Origin of the sequence: Nocardia nova NBRC 15556, assembly GCF_001613005.1 — a bacterium.
Lineage (GTDB): Bacteria > Actinomycetota > Actinomycetes > Mycobacteriales > Mycobacteriaceae > Nocardia > Nocardia nova.
The window spans coordinates 117220-133083 of record NZ_BDBN01000023.1; the positions used below are offsets into that span (position 1 = coordinate 117220).

The window sequence follows — 15864 nt, forward strand, 5'->3', positions numbered from 1 at the left end:
GCTGGAAGGCCCCTTCTTTCTGTTGCGGCCTCTTCCGGAGGCTATTTCTTCCTTCGCGGCGAGATCACCAGGGCGATGCCCACGACCACCGCCACACCCACCACGATCCAGCCCACCGGCACCGCACTGTGGAAGGGCCAGGACGTGGGGCCGATGAAGGCCCAGACGCTGACCAGCAGGGCGAGTATCCCGGCCAGCAGCAGCGAGAACGACGGTCCGCGCCCAGTTTCGGTCCGAGTGTCGGCCGTTTCGTTGTCAGCCACGTTTCACCTCCGCGTTTCCGGCGTGGACATCGACGTCGAGAGTGAGAATCGGCCCGTCGGCCGGTCCGGTGGGCCCCTGCGGGCAGGACACGTCGCCCATACTGGCGTTGCAGGTCGCGTGTAGCCGCATCGAGTCCGGCACCAGCACCCGGAAGTCGCCCATCTGGACGTTCACGTGCACCGTGCGATTCTCGGTGAGGGGCAGTCGGCGCAGATCGAGCGTGCCCGATCCCATGGTGATCCGGTATTCCGAGGCCAGATCGGCGGTTGTGGCCGGGGTCCAGACGTGGTCGCCCATGGCTCCGCGGTCGAATTCGACGGGACCGACCATCGAGGCGAGGATGACGAATCCCGCCAGCGGCGCCAGCACCACCATCAAGCCGTAGCCGCGTCGCAGGAACGCGCCGACGATCAGGCCCAGGCCGACCACCGCCAGGGCGACCGCGCCGATCCGCGCGGGTGTCATCCAGTCCGCCCCGGCCGCGGCCACCGCGCCCGCCGCCGCTGCCGCCAGGACGGCCAGACCGATCACCACCGGCGTGAGCCGGGAGTGCGGCCGCTGTGCGGGGACGACCGCGACCGGGCGTTGCTGCGTCGGGGTGGGCAGATCCCAGGCCATGGGCGCCACGCCGAGCGGATCCCAGCCGGCCGCAGTGGGGCCGACATGCGCCGGGTTCGGGATCGGACGGTTGCCGTTCGGCCGTGGGCCGGGAGGAGGCGTCGGGCGAGGACGTGTGCTCCCGCCGGGCCCGGGCGAATCGTCGGGGCCGGACTCGTCCTCGGCCGGGTGTTCGTCGGAGGGTGCCGCCGATTCGGATTCGGCGGTGAGTGGCCGGGTCAGCGCGACCGTGGGTCGGTCGTCGGCCGGCGCTTCGTCGGTGGGCGAGTCCGGGTCGGTGGCAGCGTGTTCGGAGGTACCGGGATCGGTCGCGGCGTCCGAATCGGCCTGCCGTTCGGACGCATTTTCCGTCGGAACACCTTCTGCGGCAGAGCTTTCGGTCGCAGTCGGTTCGGTCGCTTCGGGTGCCGAACTCCTGCTGTCCGGCGATGCGGTGCCGGCTTCGCCAGGATTACTTTCCGGCGTCCCGGTGGCCGGATCGACCCGCAGTGGGGCGGTGGCGGCGGCTGCGACGATCGGTTCGGTTGCCGACGCGTTGTCCGTCGTCGAAACAGCGTCGTTCGAGGCCGGTGTCGGTGTGGTCGGAACCCGGCCGCCGGCAAAGGCATTCGGGTCCGGTTCGTAGTGGTCGGGCAGCTTGGTGAAGGGTCCGTACTGGCTTCCGCTCCACGGCGACCCGCCCGGGAAGCTCGCCCCCGGATATCCCGTCGCCGCGATCCCGCCCTCGGCCGTCAGCGGATAGGAGCCGTCGATCGGCGGTTCCGGCTGCCGCATGTACAGCAACCACCAGCCGGCCACCATCAGCGCGAAACTGATCACCCCCGAGCCGCCGAGTCCGACACCCACCGGGCCCATCGTGGTGACCGCGATCGCCAGAGCGACGATCAGCACGATGGTCTTGGTCGACGACTGCGAACTGCGTCCGCGGCTGATCAGGCCCTCCGCGGGTGAGACCGCATCACCCGCCGGAGGCAGCAGCAGCCATGCCGCCAGATACAACACGATGCCCGCACCACCGAAGATCGTCGACACCACGAACGCGACCCGGATCAGTACCGGGTCCACGCCGTAGCGCCGGCCGAATCCGGACGCCACGCCGGCGACCGGACTCTGTCCCGGCAACCGTGTCGGACGCGTCCGCCACAGGTGCTGGAGCTGTTCGCTGAATCCCGTCCGGCTCGTGCCGCCGGTCCCGCCGCTCGCTGTGGTCATAGCTCAATGGTGGCCGTGAGCAGCATCGAATGGCATCGGGGTTCACCCTGAAAACGAACCTGAACTACATCCGGACGGAATCGACTCGACTCGGGCCGCCAGACGACGGCGGCTCGGGGCACGGTCGGACAAGTTCGATCTACGGTGCCACCAGGCCCGTTCGATAGGCGATGACGACCAATTGCGCGCGGTCGCGCGCGCCGAGTTTGACCATCGCCCGGCTGACGTGGGTGCGGGCGGTCGCCGGACTGAGGAACAGTTCGGCGCCGATCTCGGCATTGCTCATGCCCTGGCCGACCAGGGCCAGCACCTCCCGCTCACGGTCGGTCAGTACCGCGAGCCGCTGTTCGGCGGCCTGGTCGGCGGCGCGGCGAGCCGTGAACTGGGCTATGAGCCGGCGAGTGATCCGGGGCGCGAGCAGAGCCTCACCGGCGGCGACCACGCGGATAGCGTGCAGCAGCTCGGCCGGACCGGCATCCTTGAGCAGAAAACCGCCGGCGCCGGCCTGCAGTCCCTCGAAGACATAGGCATCGGTGTCGTAGGTGGTCAGGATGAGGATCCGGACATCCTGCAGCCCGGTCGTCGCGGCGATCTCGCGGGTGGCCTGAATGCCGTCCATCGTCGGCATGCGGATATCCATCAGTACGACATCCGGACGCAGCGCACGAGCTTTCCGCACGGCTTCGGCGCCGTTGGCGGCCTCTCCGACGACCGTGATGTCGTCCTCGATATCGAGCAGGAGCCGAAAGCCCGAGCGCACCAACTGCTCGTCGTCGACGAGCAGAACCCGGATCGGGGTGCCACCGTCCGAGTCTGCCGTACTCCTCACAGGTTCACCGTTTCCGTCGTGGCCAGGGGCAGCCGGGCCGTGACCGCGAATCCTCCGTGCGGAAGCGGGCCCGCGTCCAGATCACCTCCCAGGAGCCGGCATCGCTCACGCATACCGAGGATGCCGCGCCCGGCGGTACGCGCTGGACCTGCGAAAGATGCGGCGGGTGACTGCCGCCCGTCGTCGGTGACCCTGATGTCGACCGTGTCGGCACCGTAGTTCACCTCGACCGAGACTCGCGTCGCGCCGGCATGGCGAATCACATTGGTGATCGATTCCTGCAGTATCCGGTATATCGCGGTGCCGACCGCGCCGGGTATCTCGGGAGGCGGTGCGGGCGTGCCGAATTCGACCTCGAGCCCGGCGTCGCGGGCCGCGGCGGCGAGTTCCCGGATCTGCCCGAGACCCGGATGCGGGGCGCGGTCGTCGAGAACTCCGAGGACCGCCCGCATTTCCGACAACGCCCGAGAGCTGGTCCGCTCGATGATCTTCAGGGTCTCACGCGCTTGTTCGGGCCGTTTGTCCAGCACGTGCGCGGTGACACCGGACTGGACGTTGATGACGGCCATGGCGTGCGCGACCGTATCGTGCACTTCGCGGGCGATGCGGAGACGTTCCGCGTCGACCCGGGCGCGGGCCTCCTCCTCGCGAGTTCGTTCCGCCAGCTCGGCGCGCTCCAACGCCTGTGCCGCAATGACTTTCCGCGAGCGGACACTCTCGCCGAGCGCGGCGCTCATCACCGCGGCGCCTACCCGGAAATAGACCCAGCCGATCGCGGCCGGCGGTTGGACGTCCGATGCGGCGGGAAGCCAGATCGCGGTCAGGACGGCGATCCCCACTCCGGCCACCACCAGCGAGCGCCGCCCGTCACCGTGTGCGGTGAGGGTGTAGAGCGCTACGAACAGTGCCAGCCATCCGGGTCCGTCCGGGAAGTCGAGGGCGTAGTAGATCGCACTGGTGAGCGCGGTGACGGCGAATACCGCGACCGGATATCGGCGCCGCAGGACCAGGACGGTGCCCGCGATGATCAAGAGGAGGTAGCCGAGGTATCCAAAGTCCGAGAGCGGGCGCAGCACCTCCTCGGGCCGGCCGCTGTTGCGGACGACGGTGCCCTGGACCTGCATCACGGTGATGAATACCGCCAACAGCAGATCCTGAGACCAGCCCGGCAGGCGCAGCGGTGTGACGCGGTCCGGCATGTGGCGATCATAGGAGCCCGAGGCGGCCTGGGACGTCGTGCCGAGCGCGCGACTTCGTACGTCGCGGTGCGCGGTCGGCTACGCCGAACGGCGTATTCGTCGTCGATCCCGGGCCGATGTCCGCGAGCGGGTCGCGGCGCGACGATCGTCGCGTCCGCAGCCGATTCCGAGTCCGTGCGACCCGCACGGCAGCCGGCTGCCGCTCGACCGAAAGGATTCGCGATGCCCGCACTCGATGTGTTCGCCGCGCTCTCGACCACCCGCCTCTGCGTCGTGGCCGCCGGGTACGAGGTCGGCGTCGGCCGGACCATTCCCACCATCGCGGCCATCCTGGGCTTGATCAGCGTGATCGCCGGTGGGTCGGCGGTCTCGGCCCGTGGCCACCGCGTCGGCACCCGCCGGTCCCGGGCCGTCACGGCGCTGGCGCTGGGAGCGGTCGCCGCGGTCGTCGGCGCCATCCACGGGGCCGATGCCGCCGGTGGTTTCGGTACCGGCAACGGGCTGGCCGGCGCGATCGCCGCGGTGGTGCTCGGGCTGGGTGGCGTGGTTCTGGGTAGCCTCTCGCTGGTGCGTGCTCGCCGCCTCGGATAACACGGCGCCGTCGGCGACCCCGAGATCGGGAATCCGGGTATTTCCCGATGGTCGGTTGTCGGGGTGACGTGCCAGTATCGAAGGCATGTACCCCTCCATGCCCGCATTCGACGCGCGTTCGGGGTTCGACGGTCGCGGGGGGTTCGAACCTCGCGCCGGTGTGGACGGTCTCGGGCCGGACGGCCGGGGCGCCGATCCGGTGCTCGAACAGCCGCGGTTGCTGCGGCGATCCGGTGGCCGGGTCGTCGGCGGGGTCGCGGGCGGTATCGCCGACCATCTGGGTGTCGACGTCTTCAAGGTGCGGATGGCGTTCGTCCTGCTGTCGGCCTTGATGGGGGCGGGGATCGTGGCCTACGGGCTGCTGTGGATCTTCACGTCCTCGGGTGCGGACGGGCCGCCGCCCACGGCGTCCGAGCGGCGGCAGGCCGTCGGGCTGGTGCTGCTCGGGCTGGCGCTGTCGGTCTCGATGGCGTGGCTGTTCAACGGGACCGCGGCGCGGGTGGTCGCGCCGATCATCGTGGTCGCCGTCGGTGCGGCGCTGGTGTGGCGCGAATTCGATGCCGAGGGGCCACGTTCCATTCTCGGCCTGCCCGCCCGGCCGACCGTGCTCACCTGGACGCGCATTCTGGCCGGGGCGACGCTGATCGTGGTCGGGCTGGGCGTGGTGGTGCTGGCCCGCATCAACCTGAGTTCGCTGGGTTCGGCACTGATCGCGGTCGCGGTCACGCTGATCGGCGTCGGACTGCTGACGGTGCCGCTGTGGTTGCGCATGATGCGCGCCCTCAATGCCGAACGCTCGGCCCGCATCCGCAACGAGGAACGCGAGGAGATCGCCTCACATCTGCACGATTCGGTGCTGCAGACCCTGGCGCTGATCCAGCGGCAGGCCGACGATCCGCAGGAGGTCGCCCGGCTGGCCCGCAGCCAGGAGCGGGAGCTGCGGAAATGGTTGTTCGAGGATTCCATGCCCGCGCAGTCGAGCCTGGCCGCCGCACTGCGCACGATCGCCGGTGAGGTGGAGGACCAGTACGGGGTGCAGGTGACTCCGGTGACCGTCGGCGACGTCTCGATGGATGTCGGCGATACCGGATTCGGCCTGCCGAAGGAACATTTCACCGCCCTGCTCGGCGCCACCCGGGAGGCGCTGGTCAACGCCGCCAAACATGCCGGTGTGCCGACCATCGACGTCTTCGCCGAGGTGGAACCGCATCAGGTCAGCATCTTCGTGCGCGATCGCGGCACCGGGTTCGATCCCGCCTCGGTACCGGCGGACCGGCAGGGCCTGGCGAAATCCATTCACGCCCGGATCGAACGCCGCGGCGGCACCGTCGAGGTTCAGACCGCACCCGGCCGCGGCACCGAGGTGCGAATCATGATGCCTCGCAAGGATTCCGAGGGCCAAGAGGAATTCGCCGCAGCCGGCGTCGACCGTGCAGAGTCCGGGGATGCCGAGTCCGCGAGTGCGGAGGGACACCGCTCCGGCACGGCGGCCGAGGCCGCCGACGCGAGCCGCGCCGGTGATTCGCACAGCGCCGCGACGACCGAACCGCGAGGGGAAACCGCGGATACCGGCCCGGGCAGGTCGCGGTAGCGGGCGGAGCGTGCGGAGATGGGGGAGGCGGGCACATCGGCAGCGGTACCGGCCCTGCCCACCGCGATGCGGTTTCCGGCACCCCGGCCACCGATGTGGTACCGATGAGGAGTTCGGCGCTGCCGCGCCCGGCAGCGGGCCGGCTCGAGGTGAGGAGAACTGTGACGATCCGGGTCTTTCTGGTCGACGACCACGCCGTGTTCCGGTCCGGGGTGCGGGCGGAGTTGAGCCGCGAAGCCGATATGGATGTCGTCGGGGAAGCGGGCACCGTGGCCGAGGCCGTGGCCGGAATCGACGCCGCGCGACCCGATGTGGTGTTGCTGGATGTGCATATGCCCGACGGCGGCGGTGTCGCGGTCCTGCAGGGCATCGACGATCGTCCGAACGGTTCGGCGTCGGGTAACGGCCCGGTATGCCTGGCGCTGAGCGTCTCCGATGCCGCCGAGGATGTGATCGCGGTGATTCGCGCGGGCGCGCGCGGTTACGTCACCAAGACCATCTCCGGTTCCGAACTGGCCGAAGGCATTCGGCGCGTCGCGGGCGGCGACGCGGTGTTCAGTCCGCGGCTGGCCGGTTTCGTGCTGGACTCGTTCACCGGGCGCTCACCGGCCCCCGAACCCCCGCTGGATCCGGAACTGGATTCGCTGACCCCGCGCGAACTGGAGGTGCTGCGCCTGCTGGCGCGCGGCTACACCTATCGCGAAATCGCCGAAACCCTGTTCATCTCGGTGAAAACCGTGGAAACCCACGCCTCCAACGTGCTGCGAAAAACCCAGCAGTCCAACCGCAATGCGCTGACTCGCTGGGCGCATCGCCGGCGCATCGACTGAGTCGCGCCTACATCGCGGCGACGAGGATCACGATCAGGATGAGCAGTCCGATCAGCAGGCCCACCGCGATCGCGAGCGGCGCCGCATTGGGCCCGAACTTCGTGAAGTCGATGTCGACGAGCTTCGATTTCCCCAATTTCGGTTGCTGCGCAACGGCACCGGCCGCGGCGACCCGCGGCGGGCGGGGCAGCGGCGCGGAATGCGGACTGCGCAGTCCGGCGGCCGAATTGCGGGCCGCCCAGGCCGGAATGGTGCCGTCCTCGGTGCGGATCGGAGCGCCGAGAATATAAGGCCCGGTGCCGGGACCGAAGGCGGCGGTGAGGATTTCCTCGCGGGCCTCGGCCATGGTGGGGCGACGCTGCGGCGCCGGTTCCATCATGTGCAGCAGCACCTGGGTGAGCGGCCCGCTGCGGGTGGGCGGAATGATCTGTGCCATCGCCGCGCGCGTGACTATGACGTCGTTGTCGTCGTCGAATCCGTACGGCGGATGTCCCTCGATCGCGGTGTAGAGCGTCGCGCCGAGGGAGAATACGTCGCTGGCCGGGCCCGGCTGAGCACCGCGCGCCACCTCCGGCGGCAGATAGGACGGGGTGCCGGTGATCACGTCTTCCGGTTCGTCGAAAGCCTCACCCGCACTGGAGATACCGAAGTCGCTGAGTTTGGCCATCCCCACCTCGGAGCCTCGATCGGCGACGAGGATGTTGCCCGGTTTGATGTCGCGATGCACGATTCCGGCGGCATGGGCGGTGGCCAGGGCGTCGGCCACCTGCGCGCCGATCTGCGCGACCTCGATGGGGGAGAGGGTGTCGGCCAGCGCGAGTGCCTTGGCGACGCTGCGCGAGGGCAGATACTCCATCACCAGCCACGGTTCGCCCGCCTCGAGCACCACGTCGTAGACGGCGATCGCGTGTTCGTGCGAGAGCTTGGCCGCGACCCGGCCCTCGTGCACGATCCGGTTGCGCACCTCGGTCGCCTCGGCCTCGCTGAGCCCGGCGGTGGTGAGCACCTGTTTGATGGCGACCTCGCGGTTGAGCAGCCGATCGGTGGCGAGCCATACCGCACCCATACCGCCGCCTCCGAGTTTGGACTGCAGGCGGTAACGGCCGGCGACGAGATAGTCGGGGCCGACGATGGGGCGGGCGCGTTCGGTCACGGCGCGAGGATAGCCGAAAACCAGGGCGACCGGCCTGCTTCGGACCGGGGTTGGCGGCGGTCACAACCCGGCGGGCGGCCCGCCGGACGGCCCCGATGAGTGGTGGGGACAACAGCCGCGACGGGTGACGGAACAGTCGCAGTGGGACTGATGTGACACCTGGGCCGGTGTGGCTTGACGGAGACCGGTCGGAAGGTTCTACTGATCACCGGATCGAACGTATATTCGATTACGATCGATAGCTGAATCGGTGCTGAATCCACTCGGCGGTGCTTCCGACGTTGTCGGGGGATGCGAGCCCCGGCGCAGGTGGGTGAGGCGGAGGAGGTGCGGTATGTAGTCGATGCCGCGGTGCGGTGCATCGAGTGCGGTGGAGTCCGTTCGGTGAGAGATAGGTGGTCGGCGAGATGGGTTCGGCTGGTGACGCGCGGGCCGTGCAGCTGGCGGAGCTGCGGCGGCGGATGGCCGCGGTTCCGGCCCGTGGGGTCGAGGTCGTGGAACGCCCGCCGACAAGCGCTGAACTGCGCAGAGAGCTTCTTCCCGTACCGCCCGCGCTGGCCGGGCTGCTGCCCGAGGGCGGGATGCCGAAGGGGGCGGTGGTGGCCTACTCGGGCGCGGGTTCGCTGCTGACCGGCCTGCTGGCCGCGGTGACCGGCGGCGGGGGCTACGCCGCGGCCGTCGGCTTGCCGCGGCTCGGATTGCTCGCCGCCGCGGAGATGGGTGCCGATCTGGGCCGGCTGGCCGTGGTGACCGAACCCGGCCCGGACCCGGTGGAGGTCGCCGCAGTGTTGCTGGATGGTCTTGATCTGGTGGTGGTCGGCCTGGCCGGTATATCGGTGCCGCCCAGCCGAACTCGAATTCTCGCCGCCCGCGCCCGCAGCAAAGGGGCCACGCTCGTGGTGACCGGTGGCGCCTGGAGCGGTCCGACGCTGCGGATCGACACCCGGGTCGCGGGCTATTCGGGCCTGGGGCGTGGCCGCGGCCGGTTGCGATCGGTGCGCTTGAACGTCTGCGTGCGCGGCCGGTCCGCACCGGAGCGCACCGGCACGCTCGACCTGTGCCCGCGCGACGGCCGGGTCGAATGGCTTGTACCGGAATCGGATTCGCCGCCTACCGCGCTGTCGGCAGTGGGGGCGTGATGAAGCGACACGGGTTCCGCGTCTTGGCGGTGTGGTGTCCGGACTGGCCGGCCGCGGCGGCGGCCGCCGTGGCCGACCTCTCACCGTTGCGACCGGTGGTGGTGCTGCACGCGAATCGGGTGGTGGCCTGTTCGGCGGTGGCTCGCGATGCGGGGGTGCGGCGCGGTCTGACCCGGCGCGAGGCGCAGGCGCGCTGCCCGGACCTCCATGTGGCGCAGGCGGATCCGGACCGCGACGCGCGTCTGTTCGAACCGGTGGCGACGGCCGTGGACGCGACGGTGCCGGGAGTGGAGGTCTTGCGTCCCGGCCTGCTGGTACTCGCCGCCCGCGGCGCCGCTCGTTACTTCGGGTCCGAGGAGGAGGCCGCCGAACGCCTGGTCGACGCGGTCGCCGCACTCGGTGTGGAATGCCGGATCGGCATCGCCGACGAACTGTCGGCCGCGGTGACAGCCGCGCGCCGGGCGCAGATCGTCGCGCCGGGCGCCGCCGCGAATTTCCTGGCGCCGCTGCCGGTCGGGGAACTGGCCGTGGAGCCGAGCCTGGCTCCACCGGAGCGCGCCGAACTGGTGGATCTGTTGCACCGCTTGGGTTTACGCCGAATCGGCGATTTCGCGGCCCTCACACCCGCCGAGGTCGCCTCCCGGTTCGGCGCCGACGCGATCCGGGCGCACCGGTGTGCCCGTGCCGAACCGGAGCGCCCGCCCTCGGCGGCCCCGCCCGCCCCGGACCTGATGGTGGAGTACCGGTGCGATCCGCCGATCGAGCGGGTCGATGCCGCCGCCTTCGCCGGTCGCATGCTCGCCACCCGGCTGCACGAACGCCTGGCGGCGGCCTCGGTGGCCTGCACCCGGCTGGCGGTCCACGCCGAAACCGCGGCCGGGGAACAGCTGTCGAGAATCTGGCGCTGTGCCCAGCCGCTCACTCCGGAGACCACCGCGGACCGGGTGCGCTGGCAGCTGGACGGCTGGCTCACCCATCGCGCCCTGACCAACGGAAAACGCGGGCGGACGGGCGATTCCGAACCGCCACCGTCCGCTCCGATCACGCTGCTGCGCCTGGAGCCGGTCGAGGTGGTTGCGGCCGGTGCGCTGCAGCTCGGGCTCTGGGGTGGGGTCGGCGAGGAGGATCAGCGCGCCCGCCGCGCCCTGACCCGGGTGCAGGGTCTGCTGGGCGGTGAGGCGGTGCGGATCGGTGTCCTCAGCGGCGGCCGCGGTCCCGTCGAACGCGTCACCTTGATCACCTTCGGTGAGGAAGCGGTTCCCGCCGCCGATCCCGGCCTGCCGTGGCCGGGCCGGCTGCCGCAACCGGCTCCCGCGGTGGTGCTGGTCAACCATCCCGAGGTCCGGCTGGAGTCCGGCGACGGCAGCCCGATCTGGCTCACCGACCGCGGCATGTTCACCGCCGAACCGGCCGAATTGCGCTGGGGCAGCAAGTCGTGGCGGGTCGCGGGCTGGGCCGGTCCCTGGCTGCTGGACGAACGCTGGTGGGCCACCGGCGATTCCGGAGGCGCCGTCCGCACGCAGATCCTGCTCGACACGGAGGAGCGTGCTCTACTGTTGCTCGGCTACGACCACATCTGGCACGTGGAGGGACTCTACGAATAGCGCCGGCGCCGCCGATGCCCCTGGGCGCGGGCTATGGAACACCCCACAGGCTGCGGCGACGGCGCCCGCGGCGACGTACCCTGGCTGATCGTGGAGTCGAACGTCATCCGGGTGCCCCTGGCGGGGGTGCAGATCGCCTATCGGGATTCGGGCAGCGCGCCGACGCCGCATCCGCTCTCGGAGGTCCCGGTGGTGCTGGTGCACGGGATGGGTGGCGACGGCCACACCTGGGATCGCTTCGCCACCGCGCTGATCCGATCCGGACGCCGGGTGATCATTCCCGATCTGCGCGGACACGGCCGCAGCGAACACACCGCCTCCTACCGGTTCGAGGATTTCGGCACGGATCTGCTGCGCCTGTGCGATCGGCTGGAACTGGCCACCGTCGATCTGGTCGGGCATTCGCTCGGCGGATACGCCTGCTCGTGGGTGGCCATCGAACGGCCGGCCCTGGTCCGGCGGCTGGTTCTCGAGGAACAGCCGCTGCCGCTGCGTTCCGGTGACGAACAACTCACTCTCACCCGGCGGCTGCCGTCCGTGCCGGAACTGTGGCATGCCACCACCAGTCTGCTGCGTCATCCGCGTGCGGTTCTGGCCTTCGACCGGTCGATGACCACTCCGGCGCTCGAGCAGTTCCGCAAACCGCATCCGGAATGGTGGGAGCGGCTGGCGGATATCACCGCAGCCACAGTGTTGTTGCGCGGCGGTCCCGGCGGCATGGTCGATCCGGAGAAGTTGGAGATCTTCCGCGCCAGCGTCCCGGACTGCCGGGTCGAGGCCTTCACCTGCGGGCACAGCATCCACCGCGACCGGTATCGGGAGTTCGCTTCGGTGGTGCTGCCGTTCCTGGAGCGCTGAACGTGGGGGCCGATTCCCGTTCCGCACCCACCTCGCAGGCGCCCGCGAGCAATTTCGACGGGCTGCCGTGTTCGGCGGCAGCGGCCGATATTCCCCTGCCGGGCAGCGCGACCCGGGTGAGCGGCTGGCTGTGCATCGAACAACCCGGCGCCTGGGGCCGCGATGTGATCGGCGATGCGGTCCTCGGTGCCGAGCTCACCGCCGAACTGGCCGCCCGCACCAAGGCCGCGCGCGTCCGTCCCACCCTCATCCGGCGTCCCGGTCGCGGCGAATTCACCGGTGTGCGAACGGTTCTGCTCGCCGCCTCCCGGCCACAGAATTCGTGGTGCGAACGTCTGACCGTCACCGGTCTGGAACAACTTCTCGATATCGATCTGCACGTGCTGAACGGTCCCGCGCCGGGAATCGGTGAACGCGTGACCGATCCGCTGACCCTGGTGTGCGCACACGGTAAGCGCGATCAGTGTTGCGCCCGGCTGGGACGTCCGATCGCGGCCCGGCTGGCGGCCGAATATCCGGATCAGGTCTGGGAGTGCTCGCATACCGGCGGGCACCGGTTCGCGCCCGCCATGGTGATCCTGCCCGAGGGGTTGACCTACGGCCGGGTCGACGGCGAGGACGCGGTCCGAGCGGTGGCGCAGGTGCGGCGTAACCACCTGTCGCTGAAGGGGTTTCGCGGGCGAAGCGGCCTGTCGCCGGTCGAGCAGGTGGCGGAGATCGCGGTGCGGGAACGGGTGCCGGCCGCCCTCGACCAGTTGACGGTGACGGCTGTCGAGCCGAACATCCCGATCTCGGATCCGGCGACCTTCGCCGGCGCCGCCGAGGTGACCCATACCGACGGCCGCCGGTGGCTGGTCACCACGCGAACCGTCGGCTATCCGCCCCGCCAGGCGAGCTGCGGCGCCGCCCCGAAACCGGCGTCGGCGATCGTCGTGGACGAAATCCGCGAGACCACGTGACATTTCGCCGCGGGTGACCGGCGGCGGGAGCGAGCGCAACGGAGCGACGCGGGTGGAGGCTGCAGCCGCGTCTACCAGTAGGTGCCGGGAACCAACCGGGCGGCGCGGCGCAGTGTCGAGCGGGTAACCCGCTCCGCCGCCGACGGCTTGCGCTGTGGTTTCGCCTGCAGTGCGGGCACTTCCGACTCCGGTTCGTCCTCGACCGGCAGTTCGCCCTTGGCGGCGGGGGAGTCCGGCAGCGCCCGGTAGTACCGGTGCATGACCCGATCCTTGATTCCCGGTGCGAACAGCGTCCCGTATTCGGCCAGGGTGCCCACCGGCACATCGATGCGCCGCGGCCGCTCGCTCAGCGCGCGCACGATGGTGGCCGCCGCCCATTCGGGAGATTCCGACGGGCCCTGTTTACCGCTGGGCGCGATCATCGGCGTCCGCACCAGCGGCATGTGGATGGTTGTGAAAGTGATGTTGTCGGAGAGCATCTCGGCCGCCGTGACCTCCGCGAACTTGTCCAGGGCGGCCTTACTGGCGAGATAGGCGGCGAACCGCGGTGTGGCGACCTGAACACCCGCGCTCGAGATGTTCACGATGTGGCCGAATTTGCGCTCCCGCATCTGGGGCAGCAGTGCCAGCGTCATCCGCACCGCACCGAAGTAGTTGACCGCCATGGTCCGTTCGAAGTCGTGCAGCCGGTCGGTGGATCGGTGCACGGCGCGCCGGATGGAGCGGCCGGCATTGTTGACCAGCATGTCGACGTGGCCGTGGGTGTCGAGAATCGACTTCACGGTCCGGTCCACCGAGTCGGAATCGGTGACGTCGCACTGGTAGGCGTAGGCCCGCCCGCCCGCGGCGGTGATCTCCTCGACCACGGCGTTCAGTTCCTCGCCACGCCGTGCCAGCAGCAGCACCACGGCCCCCTTGGCGGCGACCGCGGTCGCCGCCGCCCGCCCGATACCGGAGGAGGCGCCCGTGATGACGACATGTTTACCGGCGAGATCCCGGCGTGCCCGCCGACGGGCCAGATAGCCGTGTTCGGCCGCGTGGTTATCCGACATCGCTGCTCCCTTGCAGGTCGATTTCCTCCGAACTTACTCCAAAGTAAGTTCCGCTGCCAAGGGGCTGCGCACATCGGCGCGGGGGAGCCGGGTAGGTCGCGAGGACTACATCGGCCCCGTACCGGTCATTCCGACGGGCGATGCCGGCCCGGCGCTCCCGCGTCATGCTGGGTGTTCGGATATCGGTGCGGGAGGAGACGACGGTGAGTCTGTGGACAGCGTTGCGCCGGCGAAGGGCGGCCAGGGACGAGAAGGCCGGGGCCGACGCCCGGGCGAAGGCGATCGCAGCGGGGGCATCCGCAGGAGAGGCCGCCGCCGCGGCGGAACAGGCGGTCCGGCGTGCGCGGCGCCGGCGTCGCGCCCTGTACACCGGCGGATGAGCGGGCTCAGGGGTGAGCCCCGCGGCGCGCGTACTCGCCGGCGCGGACTCCAGTACAGACATGGGGTCCCTTTCCTTCCCGCCGTCGATTCGCCCAGTGACATTAGGGCGAGCCGATATTCGCGAAAAAGATTCGAATCAGCGAGATTCCAGCGGCGGCCTGTTCTGCCCCTGCGGCCGACCGCTTCCCTGGTCAGCCCGCGACAGTGGATGCCCGGGGCGCAGCCGCCGCCAGCCGTACCAGCGCGTCGTACGCGGTCGTGCCGGGTTCGGCGCTGTAGGCCACCAACCGCTGCCCCGGCACATTCGGAACGGCCAGCACCACGTAGTCGAGCGTGAAGGCGCCGACGAGTGGGTGGTACAGCCGTTTGTGCCCGCTGACCTTGTGCCGCAGTTCGTGATCGGCCCACAGTTCCCGGAAAGGAGCGCTCCGGGCGTGCAGGTCGGCCACCAGCCGGCGCAGCGTCGGATCGTCCGGCCGCCGACCGGTGGCCGCACGCAGATGTGCCACCGAGTCGGCGGCTATCTCGTCCCAGTCCGAAAAGCGTTGCCTCGCCTCAGGGTCGGTGAAGACATAGCGGACGTTGTTCGGATGGCCAAAGCCCTCGACCAGGTGGCCGAAGAGCGCGGCGGCGCCGGCATTCCATGCGAGAACGTCGCTGTAGCGGTCGATCACATACGCGGCCGTCGGCTCCGACAGCAGCTCCAGCATCCGGCGGGCGCCGAGCGACAGTTCGCCCGGCTCGGCCGGCTGCAGCCGCACATCGCCGCCGAGCGCGAACAGATGCTCGCGCTCGTCGGCGGACAGCCGCAGCGCATTCGCCAGCGCGGCAAGCACACTCGGTGACGGATGCGGAGCACGCCCCTGCTCCAGCCGCGTGTAGTAGCCCGGGCTGACCCCCGCGAGCCGGGCCAGCTCCGCGCGGCGCAGCCCCGCCGTGCGCCGCACGCCCTCGACGCGGATACCGACCGCCTCGGGCGCGAGCGCGGTCCGGCGCGAGCGCAGGAACGAACCCAACTCGCTCGCCTGTGTGTCTGCCACCGTTCCTCCTACCATCACGCCTCGCTCAGGGTAGCCCTGACAGGTGCACCCTCGGCCCTTGTCGGGCGGTCGCCCCGGGATCGATGCTGACGACGTGAGCACACCTGTCACCCAGCCGATTTCCGGCATCGAGATCACCGAGGCGCCCGGGCGGGCCCGGTGGACGCTGTTCGCGGCCTCCTTCGGATTCCTGATGGTCAGCCTGGACGCCACCATCGTGAACGTCGCGCTGCCCACGCTCGGGCACCGGCTCGATGCCGGCCTGAGTCAGCTGCAGTGGGTGGTGGACGGCTACACGCTGGTATTCGCCGCCTTCCAGCTGATCGGTGGCACGCTGTCCGATCGGATCGGGGCGCGGCGGGCGTTCGTCGCGGGTCTCACGGTGTTCGTCGCGGCCTCGCTGGCCTGCGGGCTGGCGACGACGCCGGCGATGTTGATCGCCGCCCGGTTCGCGCAGGGCCTCGGAGCCGCGATCCAGCTGCCGGCCTCGTTGGCGATGGTCCGGCACGCCTATGCCGACCCCGGGCGGCGCGCGCGGGCGGTC

Annotated in this window: 16 protein-coding genes; 9 read left to right on the top strand and 7 right to left on the bottom strand. The window is 70.3% G+C overall.

Going from position 1 to position 15864, the window contains the following annotated elements; genetic code table 11:
• Window positions 1-41: 41 nt before the first annotated feature.
• The 4 genes from NN2_RS10640 to NN2_RS10655 all read right to left on the bottom strand — a co-directional run bounded on the left by NN2_RS10640 (window position 42) and on the right by NN2_RS10655 (window position 4122).
• The gene (locus NN2_RS10640) at window positions 42-263 is read right to left on the bottom strand and encodes a hypothetical protein (protein WP_030513518.1); all 222 of its coding nucleotides are present in this window, start codon (window positions 261-263) and stop codon (window positions 42-44) included.
• Window positions 256-2094 (bottom strand): PspC domain-containing protein, encoded by a 1839-nt coding sequence (locus NN2_RS10645; protein WP_063012663.1) that lies wholly within the window; start codon window positions 2092-2094, stop codon window positions 256-258. The genes NN2_RS10640 and NN2_RS10645 overlap by 8 nt, the downstream gene beginning before the upstream one ends.
• A 139-nt stretch (window positions 2095-2233) precedes the next feature.
• A complete protein-coding gene (locus tag NN2_RS10650; RefSeq protein ID WP_063012665.1) occupies window positions 2234-2923 on the bottom strand; it encodes a response regulator in 690 nt (229 codons plus the stop codon).
• The gene (locus NN2_RS10655) at window positions 2920-4122 is read right to left on the bottom strand and encodes a sensor histidine kinase (RefSeq protein WP_063012667.1); all 1203 of its coding nucleotides are present in this window, start codon (window positions 4120-4122) and stop codon (window positions 2920-2922) included. The genes NN2_RS10650 and NN2_RS10655 overlap by 4 nt, the downstream gene beginning before the upstream one ends.
• A gap of 222 nt (window positions 4123-4344) precedes the next feature.
• Between NN2_RS10655 and NN2_RS10660 the strand changes: the two genes are divergently transcribed.
• The 3 genes from NN2_RS10660 to NN2_RS10670 all read left to right on the top strand — a co-directional run bounded on the left by NN2_RS10660 (window position 4345) and on the right by NN2_RS10670 (window position 7134).
• On the top strand, window positions 4345-4713 hold the full coding sequence (locus NN2_RS10660; protein ID WP_063012669.1) for a DUF6223 family protein: 369 nt from the start codon (window positions 4345-4347) through the stop codon (window positions 4711-4713).
• 85 nt (window positions 4714-4798) lie between these two features.
• Window positions 4799-6304, top strand: a complete 1506-nt coding sequence (locus tag NN2_RS10665) for an ATP-binding protein (RefSeq protein ID WP_174554960.1) — start codon at window positions 4799-4801, stop codon at window positions 6302-6304.
• A gap of 167 nt (window positions 6305-6471) precedes the next feature.
• Complete coding sequence (locus tag NN2_RS10670) at window positions 6472-7134, top strand: response regulator (RefSeq protein WP_036498325.1); 663 nt, start codon at window positions 6472-6474, stop codon at window positions 7132-7134.
• Between the two features lie 7 nt (window positions 7135-7141).
• Here the strand turns inward: NN2_RS10670 and NN2_RS10675 are convergent, their stop codons facing one another.
• Window positions 7142-8287: a serine/threonine-protein kinase gene (locus NN2_RS10675; protein ID WP_030513526.1), complete on the bottom strand. Its 1146-nt coding sequence runs from the start codon at window positions 8285-8287 to the stop codon at window positions 7142-7144.
• Between the two features lie 407 nt (window positions 8288-8694).
• Between NN2_RS10675 and imuA' the strand changes: the two genes are divergently transcribed.
• From imuA' to NN2_RS10695, 4 genes are all read left to right on the top strand, one after another.
• A complete protein-coding gene (imuA', locus tag NN2_RS10680; RefSeq protein ID WP_063012704.1) occupies window positions 8695-9426 on the top strand; it encodes a DnaE2-dependent mutagenesis accessory factor ImuA' in 732 nt (243 codons plus the stop codon).
• Complete coding sequence (locus NN2_RS10685) at window positions 9426-11030, top strand: DNA polymerase Y family protein (protein ID WP_063012705.1); 1605 nt, start codon at window positions 9426-9428, stop codon at window positions 11028-11030. Before imuA' ends, NN2_RS10685 begins: the two co-directional genes overlap by 1 nt.
• Window positions 11031-11120: 90 nt before the next feature.
• Window positions 11121-11888 carry an alpha/beta fold hydrolase gene (locus tag NN2_RS10690; protein ID WP_063012707.1) on the top strand — a complete coding sequence of 256 codons (768 nt, stop codon included), beginning with the start codon at window positions 11121-11123 and terminating at the stop codon, window positions 11886-11888.
• 62 nt (window positions 11889-11950) lie between these two features.
• Complete coding sequence (locus NN2_RS10695; protein ID WP_063012709.1) at window positions 11951-12847, top strand: ferredoxin family protein; 897 nt, start codon at window positions 11951-11953, stop codon at window positions 12845-12847.
• A 71-nt stretch (window positions 12848-12918) separates the two neighbouring features.
• Here the strand turns inward: NN2_RS10695 and NN2_RS10700 are convergent, their stop codons facing one another.
• Complete coding sequence (locus NN2_RS10700) at window positions 12919-13899, bottom strand: SDR family NAD(P)-dependent oxidoreductase (RefSeq protein ID WP_063012671.1); 981 nt, start codon at window positions 13897-13899, stop codon at window positions 12919-12921.
• Window positions 13900-14102: 203 nt separating this feature from the next.
• On the opposite strand from NN2_RS10700, the gene NN2_RS10705 reads away from it, so the two are divergent.
• Window positions 14103-14279 (top strand): hypothetical protein, encoded by a 177-nt coding sequence (locus tag NN2_RS10705; RefSeq protein ID WP_156511298.1) that lies wholly within the window; start codon window positions 14103-14105, stop codon window positions 14277-14279.
• 192 nt (window positions 14280-14471) lie between these two features.
• On the opposite strand, the gene NN2_RS10710 is transcribed toward NN2_RS10705, so the two are convergent.
• Window positions 14472-15320 carry a helix-turn-helix transcriptional regulator gene (locus tag NN2_RS10710; protein WP_063012674.1) on the bottom strand — a complete coding sequence of 283 codons (849 nt, stop codon included), beginning with the start codon at window positions 15318-15320 and terminating at the stop codon, window positions 14472-14474.
• A gap of 94 nt (window positions 15321-15414) precedes the next feature.
• Between NN2_RS10710 and NN2_RS10715 the strand changes: the two genes are divergently transcribed.
• Window positions 15415-15864: MFS transporter (locus NN2_RS10715; RefSeq protein WP_218022018.1), on the top strand; the 450-nt coding region annotated here is incomplete at its 3' end.